The 18,440-nt window shown below is 72.4% G+C and carries 10 protein-coding genes; 7 read left to right on the top strand and 3 right to left on the bottom strand.

Annotation, left to right across the window (positions count from 1 at the left end):
• The first annotated feature begins 522 nt into the window (after positions 1 to 522).
• From ACIA73_RS22165 to ACIA73_RS22140, 6 genes are all read left to right on the top strand, one after another.
• On the top strand, positions 523 to 4,452 hold the full coding sequence (locus ACIA73_RS22165) for an SCO5717 family growth-regulating ATPase (protein WP_399440344.1): 3,930 nt from the start codon (positions 523 to 525) through the stop codon (positions 4,450 to 4,452).
• Positions 4,453 to 4,809: 357 nt separating this feature from the next.
• A complete protein-coding gene (locus tag ACIA73_RS22160; RefSeq protein ID WP_399440343.1) occupies positions 4,810 to 6,717 on the top strand; it encodes an ABC transporter substrate-binding protein in 1,908 nt (635 codons plus the stop codon).
• A gap of 88 nt (positions 6,718 to 6,805) precedes the next feature.
• Positions 6,806 to 7,867, top strand: coding sequence for an ABC transporter permease (locus ACIA73_RS22155; protein WP_399440342.1), 1,062 nt, complete (start codon positions 6,806 to 6,808; stop codon positions 7,865 to 7,867).
• Complete coding sequence (locus ACIA73_RS22150) at positions 7,864 to 8,838, top strand: ABC transporter permease (protein ID WP_399440341.1); 975 nt, start codon at positions 7,864 to 7,866, stop codon at positions 8,836 to 8,838. The genes ACIA73_RS22155 and ACIA73_RS22150 overlap by 4 nt, the downstream gene beginning before the upstream one ends.
• On the top strand, positions 8,835 to 9,851 hold the full coding sequence (locus tag ACIA73_RS22145) for an ABC transporter ATP-binding protein (protein WP_399440340.1): 1,017 nt from the start codon (positions 8,835 to 8,837) through the stop codon (positions 9,849 to 9,851). Before ACIA73_RS22150 ends, ACIA73_RS22145 begins: the two co-directional genes overlap by 4 nt.
• 78 nt (positions 9,852 to 9,929) lie before the next feature.
• Positions 9,930 to 10,952, top strand: a complete 1,023-nt coding sequence (locus tag ACIA73_RS22140; protein WP_399440339.1) for an oligopeptide/dipeptide ABC transporter ATP-binding protein — start codon at positions 9,930 to 9,932, stop codon at positions 10,950 to 10,952.
• Positions 10,953 to 11,052: 100 nt separating this feature from the next.
• On the opposite strand, the gene ACIA73_RS22135 is transcribed toward ACIA73_RS22140, so the two are convergent.
• Positions 11,053 to 11,256 carry a CsbD family protein gene (locus tag ACIA73_RS22135; RefSeq protein ID WP_399440338.1) on the bottom strand — a complete coding sequence of 68 codons (204 nt, stop codon included), beginning with the start codon at positions 11,254 to 11,256 and terminating at the stop codon, positions 11,053 to 11,055.
• A gap of 191 nt (positions 11,257 to 11,447) precedes the next feature.
• Between ACIA73_RS22135 and ACIA73_RS22130 the strand changes: the two genes are divergently transcribed.
• Positions 11,448 to 13,400, top strand: coding sequence for a flavin monoamine oxidase family protein (locus ACIA73_RS22130; protein WP_399440337.1), 1,953 nt, complete (start codon positions 11,448 to 11,450; stop codon positions 13,398 to 13,400).
• Between the two features lie 130 nt (positions 13,401 to 13,530).
• Here the strand turns inward: ACIA73_RS22130 and ACIA73_RS22125 are convergent, their stop codons facing one another.
• Positions 13,531 to 14,484, bottom strand: a complete 954-nt coding sequence (locus ACIA73_RS22125; RefSeq protein WP_399440336.1) for a bifunctional riboflavin kinase/FAD synthetase — start codon at positions 14,482 to 14,484, stop codon at positions 13,531 to 13,533.
• Between the two features lie 85 nt (positions 14,485 to 14,569).
• Positions 14,570 to 18,280 carry a serine protease gene (locus ACIA73_RS22120; RefSeq protein WP_399440335.1) on the bottom strand — a complete coding sequence of 1,237 codons (3,711 nt, stop codon included), beginning with the start codon at positions 18,278 to 18,280 and terminating at the stop codon, positions 14,570 to 14,572.
• Between the last annotated feature and the right edge of the window lie 160 nt (positions 18,281 to 18,440).

The raw sequence follows: 18,440 nt of genomic DNA, 5'->3' as shown, positions 1-18,440 counted from the left end.
GTACGGGGTCGTGGGGGTGAGCGGTCGTGGGGGCGAGGTGCTCCGGCGGCCGCTCCGTCGTGCCGGGGAGGCCGGGCGGGCAGGTGTGGGTGGCCATGACGCACACCACAGGCGTCGACATCCGATTGTTGGAAAGCGTGCGCGGCAAGGTCCTGGCAGGCCACTTTCCGTACAGAGATGCCTGGTTCTGACGGGTTTGGTCGTCACGCAGGGGTGCCGGTCTGTCACTTGTGGGCAACAAGTGGCGTCCGGGGCGCGGTTCGGCGGTTGGCCGGGCCTGCCGGAGGGGCAGTCCTGACGACTAGGCTGACCGCACGGGTGCGGCCTGCGGCGGCCGGAGCCGCACGCAGAACAGTGGCATGCGCACGTGACATCCACAGAGCGACCTCACACAGCGACATTCACACAGCGACATTCACCAACGGGGAAGTACGGGGAAGTGCCGAGCGGATCGGACGACGGAAGCGGTCACCCCACCCACCACGCACGGCACCAGGGTGCTCGACCACAGCAGGAGGCATTGTGAACAGCGAGCGGGACGAGATCCGCGAGGGCTGGAACCTGCCCGTAGACGAGACGCCCGACCCGGAGGCCGACCGTACGGGCGAGTTCACCATCGACTACACGCCGCCCGCTTGGTACACGCAGAACGCGGGTGCTTCGGGCACGGACGCCGCGGGCGCCGGCGCTGCGGGTCACGGCGAGTCCGGTGACGCCGCCGGTTCCGGCGACTTCGGTGACTCCGCTTCCGCGGGGCCCTCGGGTGCGCGGAACGGTGGCGCCGCGAACGGCGAGCCGGAGGCGTTCGGGGCCGGGGACCTGGAGAGCGGGGCCACCATGCGGTTCTCGCCCGCCGCGCTCAAGCGGGAGTTCGCGGAGCTGGAGGCGGCCGGGAAGGTCGGCGGCGGCCCGGAGACGGGTTCCGGTTCTGACTCTGCGGAGGGTTCCGGTTCTGATTCCGGTTCGGACTCCCGGGAGGGTTCCGGTTCTGATTCCGGTGATGGCTTCGGTACGTCCGGGGACCAGGCCGAGGCCGACCCCGGCTTCGCCGCAGCTGCGGACCTGGATGCCGAGGTGTCCGACACCCCGGACGCGGGCGGCGACCGGCACAGCTATGCCTCCGCCGACGACCGGCCGCTGGATCCGACGCGGGACCTGGACGGCACCGACACCGACACCGACGCCGGTTCGGACTCCACCGAGGAGGCGGATGCGGCAGCTCTGGACACCTCAAGTGACTTTGTGGGCAGGGCAGTTGACACCTCGGCAGTCGACGACTCCGACGCCGGTTCACTGACGGGCGACGTCTCGGACGAGGAGGAGCCGAGCGACTCGATCCCGAGCTCCTTCTCTCCGTACGACCTCACGGCGGACGCCTCGGACACCGGCACCCCAAACACCGACGCCCCGGACGCCGAACTGTCGGGCACCGACGCTGCGGACGACCTCACGCCCAACGACTCCGTCCCGGACGACTCCGGCTCAGGCTCCGGCTCCGGCTCCGGCTCGCAGGGCGTCATCACCGACAGCCCCGCCCACGGCGTCACCGCCTCCGACGACGACATCAACGACGCGATCCCCTCGGACGCCATCCCGAGCGCCGTCCAGGACTCCCCGCAGGACGCCTCCGCCGCGTATCCCGCCGGTGAACCGCAGGACACTCCGCCCGGCGGAGCTCCGGCGGCCCCGGTCTGGACTCCCCCGGCGCCGCCGCAGGGCAGCCTGCCGCCGCTGCCGCCGGCGTTCCGGCCCGCGGCCCCCTCCACCGCCTCCCAGTGGCCCACGCCGCCCGGAACGCCGTCGGCCTGGCCGACCCCCGCCCCGTCGAGCGAGACCTCCGGGCAGCAGGCACAGGGCTCCCCCGGATTCCCGCGGCAGGAACAGTCCGGCGGATACGGGTTCCCCCCGCCGCAGGGCACCGCCTCCCCCGCACCGCAGGGGGGTTACGACCTGTCGCAGCCGCCGGCCCCGAGCGCCCCCGCCCCCGTGCAGCAGGACGGATACGGATTCCCGCAGCCACCCGCGACGCCCGGCACCCCTGGTGCCCCGGGTGGCCAGCAGGACGGATACGGATTCCCGCAGCCCGGCGGCCCGGCGGCCCCCGCACCGGCCCCGCACGGTGGGTTCCCGCCGCCGCCCGCCGCACCGGGAGCCCCCGTGGCCCCCGACGCCGTACAGCCCCCGCAGCCCGGAGCGCCCGGCGCACCGCAGCCACCGTTCGGCGCGCAGCCCCAGCCCCCGGCACCTCAGCCGCCGTTCGCCGGTGCGCCCCAGGACGGATACGGATTCCCGCAGCCGCCCGCAGCACCGCAGGCCCCCGGTGCACCGCTGACACCTGGCGCACCGCAGGCCCCCGGCGCTCCCCAGCCCGGATTTCCGCAACCCCCCGCTCCGGTCAATCCCGAGCCGCCGCAGCCGGGTTCGGCGCTCGCGCTGCCGGAAGCCGGTACTCCCGGCCCGGCGGCACCTCAGCAGGGTTACGGCTTCCCGCAGCCGTCCGCGCCCGGCAACGCCCAGGCGCCGCTCGCCGGTTCCGCACCCGTACCGCCGGAGGCCGGAACCCCCGTACCGCAGCAGGGTTACGGCTTCCCGCAGCCCGCGACGCCGGGGCTGCCCGCGCAGGTGGATGCGGCCCAGGCCGCGCCGCAACCGCTGCCGCACCAGGCCCCCGTACCCCCGCAGCAACAGCACCCACAGCCCCCGCACGCCGCGCAGCCCCAGCCCCAGCCCCACCACGCGCAGCAGCAGCCCGAAGCTGTCGCGCCGGCCGCGCCCGCCGCTCCGGTCGACCCGCGCACCGGAGCCGGCTGGCCTTCGCCCGTGGCGCACGACCAGCGGCAGGCGTCGAATCCGGGGGCTCCCCTCGGGTACACCGCCGCCGTCGAGCTGTCCTCCGAGCGGCTGCTGCGCAACAACAAGCAGAAGCCGAAGAGCAGCCGGAACCCGTCTGCCGGGTCGCGCTTCAAGTTCGGCGGGAAGAAGGAGGAGGCCGAGCGGCTGCGCAAGCTCGAACTCATCCGCACCCCGGTGCTGTCCTGCTACCGCATCGCGGTGATCTCGCTGAAGGGCGGCGTCGGCAAGACCACGACGACCACCGCGCTCGGCGCGACCCTCGCCACCGAGCGGCAGGACAAGATCCTGGCCATCGACGCCAACCCGGACGCCGGTACGCTCGGCCGCCGCGTACGGCGCGAGACCGGGGCCACCATCCGAGACCTGGTCCAGGCGATCCCGTACCTCAACTCCTACATGGACATCCGGCGGTTCACCTCGCAGGCGCCGTCCGGTCTGGAGATCATCGCCAATGACGTCGACCCGGCGGTCTCCACGGCGTTCAACGACGAGGACTACCGGCGCGCGATCGACGTGCTCGGCAAGCAGTACCCGATCATCCTGACCGACTCGGGCACGGGTCTGCTCTACAGCGCGATGCGTGGAGTCCTGGACCTGGCCGACCAGTTGATCATCATCTCGACGCCGTCGGTGGACGGTGCGAGCAGTGCGTCGACGACGCTGGACTGGCTCTCCGCACATGGGTACTCGGACTTGGTGCAGCGTTCGCTGACGGTGATCTCCGGGGTGCGCGAGACCGGGAAGATGGTCAAGGTCGACGACATCGTGCAGCACTTCGAGACGCGTTGCCGGGGCGTGGTGGTCGTGCCGTTCGACGAGCACCTGTCGGCGGGCGCGGAGGTCGACCTCGACATGATGCGGCCCAAGACGCGGGAGGCTTACTTCCACCTGTCGTCGCTGGTCGCGGAGGACTTCGTACGGGCGCAGCAGGCGCAGGGGCTGTGGACGGCGGACGGCAACCCGCCGCCGCACCTGGCACCGCCGATGCCGGGGCAGCAGGGGCAGGGGCAGGTGCCGGGTCAGTACCAGCAGCAGCCGTACGCCCCCCAGCAGCCGGGCCAGCAGTGGCAGCAGCAGCCGGGGCAGCAGCAGCCCGGGGTGCCCGGCCAGCCGCACTCCCCCGAGCAGGGGCAGCAGCCGGGCCAGTACGCCGCGGGCCAGCAGCCCGTCGGTGGCGCCCCCCAGCCGTACCAGCACCAACACCCGCACCCCCAGCAGCCCCAGTCCCCCGGCGCCTGGCAGCAGGCCCCGGCACCGCACGGTCAGCCCGCACCTCAGGGACAACTGCCCGCCCCCCAGCCCCAGCCCTCCCACGGCGCCCCGGGCCAACTCCCGCCGGCCCAACTCCCACCGGTCCAGCCCCACTCCGCCGGCCACCAGCCCATGCCGCTGCCCGGCCAGCCGGGACAGCCCGGAGGCGAATTCCCCGGGCAGCCGGTCGGCCAACCCGGTCAGCCGGGTCAGCCGGGTCAGCCGGGTCAGCCCGATCAGTCCGGCCGGCCCGGTCACCCCCACCAGCCCCACTCCCCCGAGAACCCCGCCCCTCCCGGGTGGCCCCGGCAGCAGCCTCCGCAGGCGCCGCCAGCCCCTCAGCAGTAGGGCTTCAGGGGTATAGACCAATGAGGGCCCGCATCACGGTCGCAGGACGACCGGGTGCGGGCCTTCCGCTTGTCCGCCGGGACGTCCGCAACGGCTCGTGCCGTACGTCCCGCACGTCCCGTATCGCGCATTCCCGCAGCCCACACGGCAGTTGACATGCCGTTGACACGTCCCGAAGACCGCTGGTAGACCTTCGCCACACCCCTCGGCCGACCCATGATCCACCCGCCGACAGGGCATGGATGGGCAAACAGGGTCCAGCCGCAGCACCCGCAGCAACGGCCACGGCAAGAGCAGCAGCACGTACAGGCAAGTCCCAGCAAGTGACGCGCAAGTGACGACGCGAGGTCTCCGTCCATGGACACACAGGGCACCACCACCCAGGCTCCGCCGTACGACTCCCCCTCCCGGCCCGCCCGCACCCGCCGCCTGCTGGCGACCGGCGCCGCCGCCTTCGCCCTGCTGGCCACCGGCGCGGCCCCGCAGAGCCAGGCCCAGCCCCGGGCAGAGTCCCGGACCGAAGTGAAGACCCGGGCCGAGGCCGACGAGCAGACCCTCAACGTCGCCGTCTCGCAGAGCATGGACTCGCTGAGCCCGTTCCTCGCCAGTCGCCTGGTCAGCACCACGGTGATGCGCCTGACCTACGACTTTCTGACGAACTACGACGTCAAGGACGCGCACACCGTCCCGGCGCTGGCCACCGAGTGGAAGTCCTCGCCGGACAAGCTCACTTGGACATACAAGATCCGCAAGGATTCCAAGTGGTCGGACGGGCGGCCGACGACCGCCGAGGACGCCTCCTGGACCTTCAACAAGATGATGACGGACGAGGGGGCCGCCACCGCCAACGGCAGCTTCACCGCCAACTTCAAGAAGGTCACGGCCCCGGACCCGGAGACCCTGGTCGTCGAGCTGAAGAAGCCGCAGGCGACGATGACGGCGCTCGATGTGCCGATCGTGCCCAAGCACGTCTGGGAGAAGGTCACCGACTTCTCCAAGTTCACCAACGACAAGACCTTCCCGATCGTCGGCAACGGGCCGTACGTCATCACGGACTACAAGACCGACCAGTACGTGAAGCTGAAGGCCAACAAGACCTTCTGGCGGGGCGCCCCGAAGTTCGAGAACCTCACGCTGAAGTACTACAAGGACAATGACGCGGCGGTCGCGGCGCTGCGCACCGGTGAGGTCGACTTCGTCGAGAAGCTGACGCCCGCCCAGGCCGCGTCGCTGAAGTCCGAGTCCAACATCAAGGTCAACGACGCACCGGGCCGCCGCTTCCTCTCGCTGGCCACCAACCCGGGCGCCCAGGACAAGACCGGCAAGAAGTTCGGCAACGGCCACCCGGCGCTGCTCGACCCGGCCGTCCGCAAGGCGCTGTTCCAGGCCGTGGACCGCAGGACGATCGTCGAGAAGGTCTACCAGGGGCACGCCGTCGAGGGAGAGGGCTACATCCCGCCCCGGTTCGCCGACTACCACTGGAAGCCGGGCGCCGGGGAGGCCATCGCCTACGACCCGGCGCGCGCCGCCCAGACCCTTCAGGACGCGGGCTACAAGAAGAACGCGGCGGGCAAGCGGGTCGGCAAGGACGGCAAGCCGCTGGACTTCCGCATGCTGTGCCACGCCACCGACCCCAACGAGAAGGCCATCGGCAAGTACCTGGAGGAGTGGTGGGGGCCGCTCGGCGTCGGGCTGAAGCTCGAATGCCTCGACAACGTCACCGACCCCTGGCAGGCGGGCAACTACGACCTCGCCTTCGACGGCTACTCGGTCAACCCGGACCCGGACTACGTCCTGTCCATCCACACCTGTGCCGTGCTGCCGTCCTCCGCCGACAAGCCGGGCCAGACCGACAACTTCATCTGCGACAAGAAGTTCGACGACCTCTACGACAAGCAGGTCGTGGAGTACGACAAGACCAAGCGCGCCGACCTCGTCAAGCAGATGCAGGCACGGCTCTACGAGTCCGGCTACATGAACGTGATGCTCTACCCGAACGCGGTCGAGGCCTACCGCAGCGACAAGATCAAGTCGATCATGACCATGCCGGAGGGCGGCGGCAACATCTGGGGCCAGGACGGCTACTGGAGCTGGTGGTCGGCCGAACCCGTGGCCGGTGACAGCGGCGACAAGGGCGGTTCCGGCAGCGACAGCGGCACGTCGCCCACCGTCTGGATCATCTCCGGCATCGCGGTACTGCTGGTCGCGGGGATCGTCGTCGTGGCGGTCAGGCGGCGCGGCACCACCGCCGAGGACCGCGAGTAGCCCGCAAGGGATCCGCGAACAGCCCGCAAGGGATCACGGAAGTACCCACAGAGGATCACAGGCACCCCATGAGGACCACAGGCACCCCATGAGCACCGCAAGCACCCCCGCCGCGGTGCGGGAGCCGGACGGCGGCCCGGTGAAATCCGGGCCGTCCTCCGGGCTCTCCCGCAGCGCAGGCCCCAGGCTGACCTATCTGCTGTACGTCGCGGGAAAGCTGGGCGGCGCCGCCGTCTCCCTCTTCGCCGTACTCGTCACCAGCTTCTTCCTGTTCCGGATCATCCCGGGCGACCCGATCCGCGAGATGACGCACGGGCGCGCGGTGTCGGCGGAGCAAATGGACTCGCTGCGCCGGGAGTTCGGGCTCGATTCTCCGGTGTGGCAGCAGTTCACCGAGTACTGCGGGAGGGCGCTGACCGGCGATCTGGGCCTGTCGTACCAATTCCGTTCGCCGGTCGGCGAGTTGATCGCGGAGAAGTTCCCGGCGACGCTGCTGCTGACCGGGGTGGCCGTGCTCATCTACTCGGCGCTCGGGCTGTGGCTGGGCACCCGCTCCGCGTGGGGTCACGGGCGGCTCGGGGACAGGCTCAACACCGGGGTGGCGCTGACCCTCTGGTCGGTTCCGGCGTTCTGGCTGGGGCTGCTGCTGATCATCGCGCTGTCGGTGGGGCTGGGGATGTTCCCGACCGGTGGGATGGAGTCCGGCAACGAGACGGGCTTCGCCCATGTCCTGGACGTCGCGCATCACATGGTGCTGCCCGTCGCGACGCTGGTGATCGTCGGCTATGCGCAGACCCTGCTGGTGATGCGGTCCTCGCTGCTGGACGAGATGGGCAGCGACTACCTGACGACGGCGCGGGCGAAGGGGCTGCGGGACGCGCTGGTGCGCCGCAAGCACGCGGTACCCAACGCGCTGCTGCCCACCGTCACCATGATCTTCATCAATCTGGGGCACGTGGCGGCCGGATCGATCCTGGTGGAGACGGTGTTCTCCTGGCCGGGGCTCGGCGGTCTCTTCTACCAGGCGCTGAAGGTGCCCGATCTGCCGCTGATCCAGGGGCTGTTCGTGGTGTTCGCGGGCGCGATGATCCTGATGAACCTCCTTGCCGACCTGCTGTATCCGCTGCTCGACCCCCGGGTGGGCCGATGACGACCGAATCCGTGACGCCGCAGGATCCGTCCCCGGCCGGCGCCCCTTCCGGCGCTCCCGAGGGGCAGCGGAAGAAGCCCGCCACGGCGCGTTCCCTCGCCCGGACCAGGCGCCGCAAGTCCGCCGCCCGGTTCTGGCGGCAGTACCGCGCGCACCGGGCGGGGCTGGCCGGGCTCGCCGGACTGATGCTGATCGCGGCGCTGGCGCTGGCGGCGCCGCTGATCGTCGGTAGCGACGTTCAGAGCGTGACCAACGCTTCGGGCAAGGCGCTCGAATCGCCGAGTGCCGCGTTCCCGCTGGGGACCGACCAGTTGGGCCGTGATCTGCTGGGGCTGCTGCTCTGGGGATCCCGGGTCTCACTGGCCGTGGGGCTGCTGGCGGCGGCGTTGTCGGTGGCCATCGGTACGCTGGTGGGGATCCTGGCCGGACACTTCGGCGGATGGTTCGCCACGGTCACGATGCGGGTCACCGACTGGTTCCTGGTGATGCCCGCACTGGTGCTGGCGATCGTGCTGGCCACGGTGATGTCGCCGAGCATCTGGACGGTGGTGCTCGCCATCGGCATCACGTCCTGGCCGACGACCGCCCGTCTCGTACGGGCCCAGACACTGGCCGTCGAGTCACGCCCGTACATCGAACGCGCGCAGGCACTCGGTGGCGGTCACGGCCACATCATGGCCCGCCACGTCCTGCCCAACGTCATGCCGCTGGTCCTAGCCCAGACCACCCTCCTCATCTCCAGCGCCATCCTGACCGAGGCCACGCTCGCCTTCCTCGGCCTCGGCGACCCGAACGTCGTCTCCTGGGGCGGCATGCTCCAGGAGGCGCGCGAGGCGGGCGCGGTGTCCTCCGGCCACTGGTGGTACCTGGCGCCGCCCGGCCTCGCCATCGCCGTTGTCGCGCTGGCCTTCACGCTGTGCGGCCGGGCCATCGAGTCCGTACTCAACCCGAAGCTGGGGGTGGCGCGTTGAGCCCCACATCACCCGTGGAACCGACGGCCGCGCCGCTCCTCGAACTGCGGAACCTGTCGGTGACGTACGGCAAGGACGTGCACGCCGTACGCGGTGTGGACCTCACCCTGGCCGCCGGGCAGAAGCTCGGCGTCGCGGGCGAGTCCGGCTGCGGCAAGTCCACCCTCGCGCTGGCGCTGCTGCGACTGCTGCCCGCGTCGGCCCGCATCACCGGCGAGATCCTGCTGGAGGGCGAGGACGTCCTCACCATGAAGTGGGGGCGGCTGCGGGCGGTCCGCTGGGCGGGCGCGTCCATCGTCTTCCAGGGCGCGATGCACTCCCTCAACGCGGTGCACCGCATCGGCGACCAGATCGCCGAACCCCTCCTGATCCACGGCCTGGCCACCCCGCAGACGGCCCGCGAGCGCACCGCCGCCCTCCTCGGACAGGTCGGCCTCCCGACCTCCCGCGCGGATGCCTACCCGCACGAGCTGTCCGGCGGCCAGCGCCAGCGCGTCATGATCGCCATGGCGCTCGCCTGCGACCCGCACCTGATCGTCGCCGACGAACCGACGACCGCACTCGATGTGATGATCCAGGCCCAGATCCTGCGCCTGATCGAGCAGTTGGTCGCCGACCAGAACATCTCTCTGCTCATGATCAGCCACGACCTGGCCGTCCTCGCCGACACCTGCGACCGGCTCGCGGTGATGTACGCGGGGCGGGTGGTCGAGGAGGGGCCCGCCCAGGAGGTGTATCTGCGGGCCCAGCACCCTTACGGCCGCGCCCTGTCGGCCGCCTTCCCGCGCATCGGCGACCCGGCCTCCCGGCGCGCCCCGGGCGGCCTCCCCGGGGACCCGCCGGACCCGGCGCGGCTGCCCGACGGCTGTACGTTCCACCCCCGCTGCCCGGTCGCTCTCGCATCCTGCGGTACGCAGGACCAGCTGCTCCGGCAGGTGGGGGCGGGGCACCGGGCGGCCTGCGTACACGTGGGGGCGGTGTCGGCGCAGAGGCCACCGGGAGCCGGCTCCTGAGCGGACCCGGACGCGTGCCCCCGGGGTGTGTCCTGCCGCAAGGCGCGCCCTCCCCTCTCGACCCCTCAGGGAAGCCCCATGACCAGCAGCACGCCTGCCCCGCCCGTCACACCGCTCCTCTCCGCCACCGGTCTGCACGTCACCTTCCCCGGGAGGCGCGGCGCTCCACCCGCCCGTGCGGTGGACGGGGTCGACCTGGCGCTCGCTCCCGGTGAGATCGTCGCCCTGGTGGGCGAGTCCGGGTGCGGGAAGACCACGCTCGCCCGCGCCCTGCTCGGTCTGGTGCGGCCCACCTCCGGCGAGGTGGCCTTCGCCGAGACGCCCCTCGACTACCGGCCGCAGGCCCTCAAGGCGTACCGCAAGCGCGTGCAGCTGGTCCTCCAGGACCCGAGCGGCTCGCTCAACCCCCGCCACACCGTGTACGACGCGGTCGCCGAGGGACTGCGGATCCACGGCTACCGGGGCGACGAGCGCGCCGCCGTCGCCGACGCCCTCTCGCGGGCCGGGCTGCGCCCACCGGAGCGTTTCTTCCTGCGCTATCCGCACGAGCTGTCGGGAGGCCAGCGCCAGCGCGTGGTCATCGCGGGCGCCCTGGTGCTCGGCCCCGAACTCATCGTGGCGGACGAGCCGGTGGCCTCCCTGGACGCCTCGGTGCGCGGCGAGATCCTGGCGCTGCTGCTGCGACTGCGGGACGAACTGGGGCTCTCCGCCCTGGTCGTCACCCATGACCTCGGGCTCGCCTGGAACATCGCGGACCGGGTGGCGGTGATGTATCTGGGCCGGATCGTCGAGTCGGGGCCGGTCGAGCAGGTACTGACGTCGCCCCAGCACCCGTACACCCAGGCCCTGTTGTCGGTGCTGCCGGAGGCGGAGGGGGAAGCGGTGGTGCTCACCGGCGAACCCCCGGACCCGTCCCGGATCCCGTCCGGCTGCCGGTTCCACGCCCGCTGTCAGATCCTGGCCTCGGGCGAGGCTCGGGCGGCGGGGGTCGCGGAGAAGTGCCGCACCGAGCAGCTGCCGGTGCTCGACGCCGGAGACGAAAGGGCCCAGGTCGCCTGCCACTGGGCGCACCGGCGGGCGGCGGGGAAGCGGACGGCATAGCGGAGGGCCCCGGTGCGCCCACCAGCGCACCGGGGCCCGACAACCTCAGCCGGACGAAGCCGCCCGACGTACGAGGTCACCAGCTGGACGAGGTCGCCCGTCAGGCGTTGTCGTCCTTCTTGCCGGTCAGGGAGTCCTTGATGCCGCCCATGGTGTCCTTGGCCTTGTCGCCCATCTCGTCGGCCTTCGCCTTGAGCTGGTCGGTCTTGCCCTCGGCCTGCTGCCGGTCGTCGCCGGTGACCTTGCCACCGAGCTCCTTGGCCTTGCCCTTGAGCTTGTCGAACGTGCTTTCGCCGTCAGTCATGGATTCCGCCTTTCAGAGGGTCCAGGGGGACATTTCCGCACTTACGATGCCGCAGGAGCGGACATTCCGCATGTGGAACGATTTTGGCCATATTACTCAGAACGGGTGAATCGGCACAGGTTCGTGGTGTTCGCCGCATCCGGCGGGCCGACGGACCGGAGTGTGAACCGCATGAGCACTCAGGAACGCGCATGAACATCCAGGAACCGTCCCGCACTTCAGCGAGCCCGTCGTCCCGTCCGACCCGTCGTACGGTCATCGCCTCGACCGGCGCGGCAGCCCTCACCACCGGCCTGGTCGGCGGACTCGCCTCCCCCGCGACTGCCGCCGCTGCCAGCCCTGCCGCACCCGTGGCACCGGCCGCCCCCACCGCCCCGCGCGACGCGGCCCTCGCCGTGGCCCGCGCCATTCTCGTACTCGACGAGGACAACCAGCCCCTCGTCCCGGGCTACACCCGGATCCTGCTCGGCGACGGTCTGCCGCGCAGCCGCCGCGCCCCCAAGAAGGTCCTGATCGTCGGCGCCGGCCCGGCCGGCATGGTCGCCGCCCACCTGCTGCGCCAGGCCGGACACCAGGTCACCGTGATCGAGGCCAACGGCAACCGGGTCGGCGGCCGCGTCAAGACCTTCCGCACCGGCGGCCACGAGCAGGCGAAGCAGCCGTTCGCCGACCCTCAGCAGTACGCCGAGGCCGGCGCCATGCGCATCCCGGACAGCCACCCCCTGGTCACCGGCCTCCTGGACTCGCTGGGCCTCAAGCGCCGCCCCTTCCACCTCACCGATGTCGACGCCTCCGGCAAACCCGCGCTGCGCACCTGGATCCTGGTGAACGGCGTCCGGATGCGCCGCGCCGACTACCGGAAGAACCCCCGCACCATCAACCGGACCTTCGGCGTCCCGGCCCGGTACGAGGACGTCCCGGCCGCCGACATCGTCCGCTCCGCCCTCGCACCGGCCCGCGCCCTGATCGACGGCAGGAGCGGCGAGGAGCTGGTGGAGGGCTGGGCGACGGTGCTGCGGAAGTACGGGCACTGGTCGATGTACCGCTATCTGAGAGAGGTGGCGCAGCTCGACGACGCGACGATCGACCTGATCGGCACGGTCGAGAACATGACTTCCCGGCTCCACCTCGCCTTCCTGCACAGCTTCCTGTCCTCCGCGCTGATCAGCCCGGACACCAAGTTCTTCGAACTGCCGGGCGGCACCGCGACGTTCGTGGACGCGCTGTACGTGCGGGTGAAGGACGCCGTACGGCTGGACCGGCGTGCGGTGCGCGTCGAGCACGGGCCGCGCGGGGTCGCCGTGCACACCGTCTCGGAGGGCAAGGACGGTGCGGAGGTGGTGCGGGAGACGTTCAACGGCGACGAGGTGATCCTCACGGTGCCGTTCAGCGGGCTGCGCCACGTCACCTTCTCGCCCGCGCTCTCGTACGGGAAGCGGCGGGCGATCACCGAGGTGCACTACGACTCGGCGACCAAGGTGCTGCTCGAATTCTCGCGCCGTTGGTGGGAGTTCACCGAGGCCGACTGGAAGCGCGAGCTGAACGCGGTACGTCCCGGCCTGTACGAGGCCTACCGCAGCGGCCGGGCCCCCGCCGACGGCACCTTGCTGGGCGCCCACCCCTCGGTTCCCAAGGGCCACATCAGCCCCAGCCAGCGCAGCCACTACGCCGCGCACCGGGTCGCCGAGGCGAAGCAGCCGGAGGCTGCCACCGTCATCGGGGGCGGCTCCACCACCGACAACCCGAACCGCTTCATGTTCGAGCCGTCCTACCCGGTCCCCGGCAGCAGGGGCGGTGTGCTGCTCGCCTCCTACAGCTGGGCCGACGACGCGCTGAAGTGGGACTCCTTCGACGACGACGAGCGCTATCCGCGTGCGCTGGGCGGCGTCCAGGACGTCTACGGCCAGCGCGTCGAGGTCTTCTACACCGGCGTCGGCAAGACCCAGTCCTGGATGCGCGATCCGTACGCCTACGGCGAGGCCTCGGTCCTGCTCCCCGGCCAGCACACGGAACTCTTCCCGGACATCCCGTCCACCGAAGGCCCGCTCCACTTCGCCGGCTGCCACACGTCGATCAAACCCGCCTGGATCGAGGGCGCCCTGGAATCCGCCCTCCGCACCGCCCTGAAGGTCCACACAGACTGACCCCACCCCCGTCAGCCCGCTTGGGCGGCGGGGCCGCCCCCCGGGGGGCGGAACGGGCGGGCAAGGGGGCGGCCCCCGGCGGAGTCGCCCCCCCCTGCCCCGGCCCACCCCGGTCCCGTACCCCTACCGCCTACACCCCGTCCGCATCCCCCGTCATCGCCCGCGCCTGCTTCACGTCATCCCCAATGGCCTCAAGCAACGCGTCGATCGACTCGAACTTGGCCATCCCCCGGACGTACGCCAAAAAGTCCACCGCTACATGCAGCCCATACAAATCCAGCCCCACCCGGTCAATGGCATACGCCTCGACCGTCCGCTTCTTCCCCTCGAACTGCGGATTGGTCCCCACCGAGATCGCCGCCGGCATCCGTTCCCCGTCCGCGGTCAGCCACCCGGCATACACCCCGTCCGCCGGAATCGCCGTATGCGGCAAGGTCTCGACGTTCGCCGTCGGATACCCCAGCTCACGCCCCCGCTGCTCACCCCGTACGACCACACCCTCGACCCGGTGCGGCCGCCCCAGGATCTCCGCGGCTCCCGCCACGTCCCCCTCGGCGACCAGGCGCCGCGTCAGCGTCGACGAGAACGGCTCGCCGCCGCCCGCGGTCCCGCTGACGTACAGGTCGATGACCTCGACGTCGTAGTCGTACGTCGGTCCCAGCTCCGCCAGGAACTTCACGTTCCCGGCCGCCTTGTGCCCGAACCTGAAGTTCGGTCCCTCCACCACCAGCTGGGCGTGCAGCTTGTCCACGACCACCTTCACCACGAACTCCGCGGGCGAGAGCTTCGAGAACTCGGTGGTGAACGGAAGGATCAGCACCGCGTCGACCCCCAGCTCCGCACACAGCTCGGCACGCCGGTGGTGCGGGGCGAGCAGCGGCGGGTGGCTGCCCGGCCGCACGACCTCGCTCGGGTGCGGGTCGAAGGTCACCACGACCGACTGCACGCCCAGCTCGCGGGCGCGTTCCACGGTCCGCCCGATGATCAGCTGGTGCCCACGGTGCACGCCGTCGTAGGAGCCGATGGTGACGACGCTGCGCCCCCAGTCCTGGGGGATGTCCTCCAAGCCGCGCCAGCGCTGCACTGTGACCGCTCCTTGTACGTCTCTGGTACGTGATGTTGGCTGCCCCAGGGGTTCGGACGAACCCCGAAGCCTGCTCTACGCAGGTCTAAGACTGCCATGCCCACGCCCGCCGCCCCGCATCGGTGCCCCCGTCCCGGGGGTGCGGCACCGCTGCTTCGGCCAGTGTCTGCACCATCCGCCGGGAGCTCGGCCCGACCACCGACGCCCAGTCCTCCGGCGCGGTGGCCAGCCACTGGGCGAGCTGCCCGGCGAAACCGGGCACCTCCCGCGCCAGCGCGACCAGCCGCCGGTCGAAGCAGGCCGCCCCCTCGGGCGCACGCACCAGCAGGTCCCCGACGCGTCGCACCAGGTCCTGGGTCCGCCGCGCCGCGCACCCGCCGGATCCGTGCACCGCCGCCCGCAGCACGGCGTCGAGCACCGAGAAGTCACGGCCGGGCGAAGGGCCGGGGGAGGGTCCGGGTGCAAGGCCGAGCGAGAGACCGGGGGAAAGGCCGTGCGCCGGGTCCTCGCGCGGGTACTCCTCGTACTCCAGGAGTACGTCGAGAAGTTCGGCCCGCAAGGGCCCGGACACCGGCGTTCCCGGCGCGGCGAGCACGGCTGCCAGTGCGCAGCGCACCTCGGACGGACTCCCCCGCAGCATCCCGCTGACCAGCGGCACCAGCACCGCCCGCGCTCCCGGCCCGCTCTCCAGCCGCCGCTCGACGAAGGCAGCGGCGTGCACCGCGCCCTCGGGGCGGCGCGCGAGGTACTCGGCGACCAGCCCGGCGGCCTGCCTGGCCGGCACGGCATCGTCCACGGCCGCCAGGGCCAGGAGCACCTCCTGAGCCCGCCCCCCTGACCCGTCCCCCACCGCGTGCAGCCCACTGCGCAGCGCCGCCAGCACCGGTTCCGGGTGCGTCTCCAGGGCCGCGGCCAACGCGTCCGCGGGCACCCTGGGTTCGCCGACCACGAAGGCGGCCACCGCGCGCGGCAGGAACCGCGACCGGGACACCGGATCCCGTACCAGCAGCGCCAGCGCCGCCCCGTGCAGGCTCAGGTCACCCGGCCTGGCCAGCAGCGCGAGCCCCGCGAACCGCAGCAGCTCCCGGTCGGCGCCCCCCGCCACGTGCGGTGCGACCACGGACGCGTAGGAGGCGGCGGCCACCCGTCGCTCCGCCCGCTCGTCGTGCGCCCACCGGTCGACGGCCCGGCACAGGGCGGACGGCTCGTCGGCGCACAGCACCCGCAGCAGTTCGTCCGCGCGCGGATGGGCGGCCTCCACCAGGGTCTCCACCAGATCGTCGACGGCCGGCGCCCGATGGGTGTGCAGCAGCGCCTGCGCCACCTCCGCCACCGTCACCCCGGCCCTGCCCGGCAGCTCCCGCCCGTCCCCGAACCACCCGCACAGCAGCACCTGAGTACGCCGCACCTCCGCCACCAGCGCCCGCGCCACCGCATCGAGGTACCTGGCCGACTGCACCTGCCCCGCCAACCCGCCGCTCCGGGACAACCCGCCGCTCCCGGCCTGCCGCACCTGGTCGGAAATCCCGCCTCCCCGGGCCTGCCGCGCGTGATCCGGCACCCCGCCCTCCCTGGCCGACCGTGCCTCCGGCGCCCCGTCCGCCGGCACCAACACCCGCAGCAGATCCAGCCGTTCGGCCTGGTCGACCCCCACCCGCTCCCAGAACCACGGCCCGAAGAAGCCCAGCCCGCCCAGCCCCCGGGGCCCGCCCTCGCGCAACGACCGCGCGGTGACGGTCCGGGCAAGCTCGCGCAGCACGTCGCGATACGCCCCCACGTCGCGCACCCGCAGCAGGGTCCCGGCGAGCAGCCGAGACCCCCACCACTGCGCGTCCACCCCCTCCGAGACGTCCAGGGCGCCGATCAACTCCCGCATCCGTACGGCGAGTTCGGCCGGGCCGTGGTGCCGCTCAAGCAACAGCATCGCCTCGATGACGGGCCCGATCCGGTGCCGGGGCACGGGCAGTTTCCGCTCGCCGGTCCGGTGCACCAGGTCCCGTACCGCCTCCACCAGATCCAGGTGCGCCCCCTGCATCCAGTCGGCGACCTCCTCGTGCGCGAAGCGGTAGCCGCCGCCGGCCGGCACCAGCAGCCCCTCGGTGAGTACCGCCGACGCCCACCCGGTGCGCCACGGGAAGATCTCCTCGAACGCCGCGCGCTCCAACTCCCCCTGCCCCGGCCCCAGACAGCGCCGCGCCGCCTCGTGCACCCGCCCCGAGGCCTCCGCCGCCAGCCGCCGCACCGCACTCCCCCGCGGCGCGGGACGCCGCGCCGCCGCCACCCGTACCGCGATCCGCAGACACATCAGCCCCAGATGCGCCTCGAAGACCTCCTCCCGGGTCGGGCAGCCGGGTGCCGTCGCGCCGTCCGGCAGGGCCGCCCGTACCTCCGCGAGGAGCCGCAGGGTCAGCGGGTGCCGGGCATCGCTCTCACCGAGGGCGCCGCTCTCGACGCCGTACCGCTCCCGGGCGAGGACCGCCTCCCTCGCGTCCAGGTCGCCCACCAGGACCGCCGGCGGGAGCCGCTCGGCCGGTACCGGGTGCAGGGCCTGTGGCGGATACAGCGCGCCCGCCTGCTCCCAGTGCTCCGGCCTGCACGCCACCACCAGTCGCGCCCCGCGTTCGCGCAGCCAGTCCGCGGTGCCCGCCGTCCACTCGGCCAGCCGGTGCGCGAGCACCGGCGGCATCTCCTCAGGTCCGTCGAGCAGCACCAGCAGCGGCCGTCCGGCGTCCCGGGCCAGCCGGGCCACGCGCCCGGGTGTGGCGGCAGTCATGTCGCCGGGCGTCCCGGAGGCGGCGACGATCCGTCCGGCCTGCGCGAGAGTGCGGGCCAGCGCGTCGGCCACCGAGTCGTCGCGGTCGCGCAGATCGGCGCCGCGCAGCCAGACGGTGGGCGCGGGGTGGGTCCCGCGGGCACGGCGGGCGGCCAGCGCGCGGAGTTCGGTGGTACGCCCCGTCCCCGGCGGGCCCACCAGGCCCAGCACATGGGCCGAGCCGGTCGTGAAGTCCTCGAACTCCCTTTGCAAGCAGGCCCGTTCGACCGGTTCCTGCCACCCGGCGGCCCCGCCCACCGAGCCGACGGAGGTGGCGGTCAGCTGCAGGGCACCGGCCAGATTCAGGTCCTCGCCGTACGCGGGCACGGTGGCGGCATTGCGCCGCAGCAGCTCACCGAGCGGCCCGGCGTCGGCGCCGGGAAGGGGCACGGCGAATCCCGCCGCGCTGTGCGCGAACGGAGCCTCCCCCGCTGCGCCGCAGTGCGGAACCTGAGGGTGCAGGGAGGTACCGACGACGGCGAGAACGGCCCCCGTCACCGCGTCCAGCACCGGCCCCCCGGCCGCCTCCCCGCCCAGCCGCAGCGCGTCGCTCCCCGCCGTGCCCATCGCCAACTCCATTGCGGAGTCCAGGAGATGGAAGCGGTCGGTGGCGGTGTACGTCACCGGGGCCGCCCCGAGCACCCGTGCCTCGCGCCAGCCCCCGGCGACCAGTCGCACGTACGTCCCGAGCGGGATCCTGCCGCGTCCGGTCACCGGCAGCGGGCGGACGTCGAGGCCCTCGGTGCGGACCAGGGCGAGGCCGTGCTCGGGCAGCGGGACGATGGCGCCGGCCTCGGCGAGGCAGGTGCGGTCGCCGGGGGCGTGCAGGACGAGCCGGGTGAGCCCGTCGACCACCTCGTGGCCGGTGACCACCGTGCCCAGGTCGTCGGCGACGAAGCCGGTGCCGCGCGGCCTGCCCGCCAGGTCGCAGATCCGTACCAGCATCGCCGCCGGAACCGGCCGGGCCCCGTCGTTGGCCGCCATAAAGGAACACCCCCTGCCCACGACGGTAGGCAGAGGATGATCAGCACGAGAAGGACGCCTGACGAACGCGCCCCCCGATGCTCCCCGCATTCACTCCGAGCGCCCGCCCGAAGGGGTGAATCAACCGGCCGGAACGGACAGACCCTTGGTCGGGGGAGAA

Source organism: Streptomyces sp. NPDC051561, assembly GCF_044454195.1.
GTDB lineage: Bacteria > Actinomycetota > Actinomycetes > Streptomycetales > Streptomycetaceae > Streptomyces.
This window is presented reverse-complemented; position numbering and strand designations above follow the sequence as displayed.

Coding starts and splice junctions, on each gene's coding strand:
- ACIA73_RS22155 (WP_399440342.1), top strand. CDS start 6,806: ATGAGCACCGCAAGCACCCCCGCCGCGGTGCGGGAGCCGGACGGCGGC.
- ACIA73_RS22150 (WP_399440341.1), top strand. CDS start 7,864: ATGACGACCGAATCCGTGACGCCGCAGGATCCGTCCCCGGCCGGCGCC.
- ACIA73_RS22120 (WP_399440335.1), bottom strand. CDS start 18,280: ATGGCGGCCAACGACGGGGCCCGGCCGGTTCCGGCGGCGATGCTGGTA.
- ACIA73_RS22140 (WP_399440339.1), top strand. CDS start 9,930: ATGACCAGCAGCACGCCTGCCCCGCCCGTCACACCGCTCCTCTCCGCC.
- ACIA73_RS22130 (WP_399440337.1), top strand. CDS start 11,448: ATGAACATCCAGGAACCGTCCCGCACTTCAGCGAGCCCGTCGTCCCGT.
- ACIA73_RS22135 (WP_399440338.1), bottom strand. CDS start 11,256: ATGACTGACGGCGAAAGCACGTTCGACAAGCTCAAGGGCAAGGCCAAG.
- ACIA73_RS22160 (WP_399440343.1), top strand. CDS start 4,810: ATGGACACACAGGGCACCACCACCCAGGCTCCGCCGTACGACTCCCCC.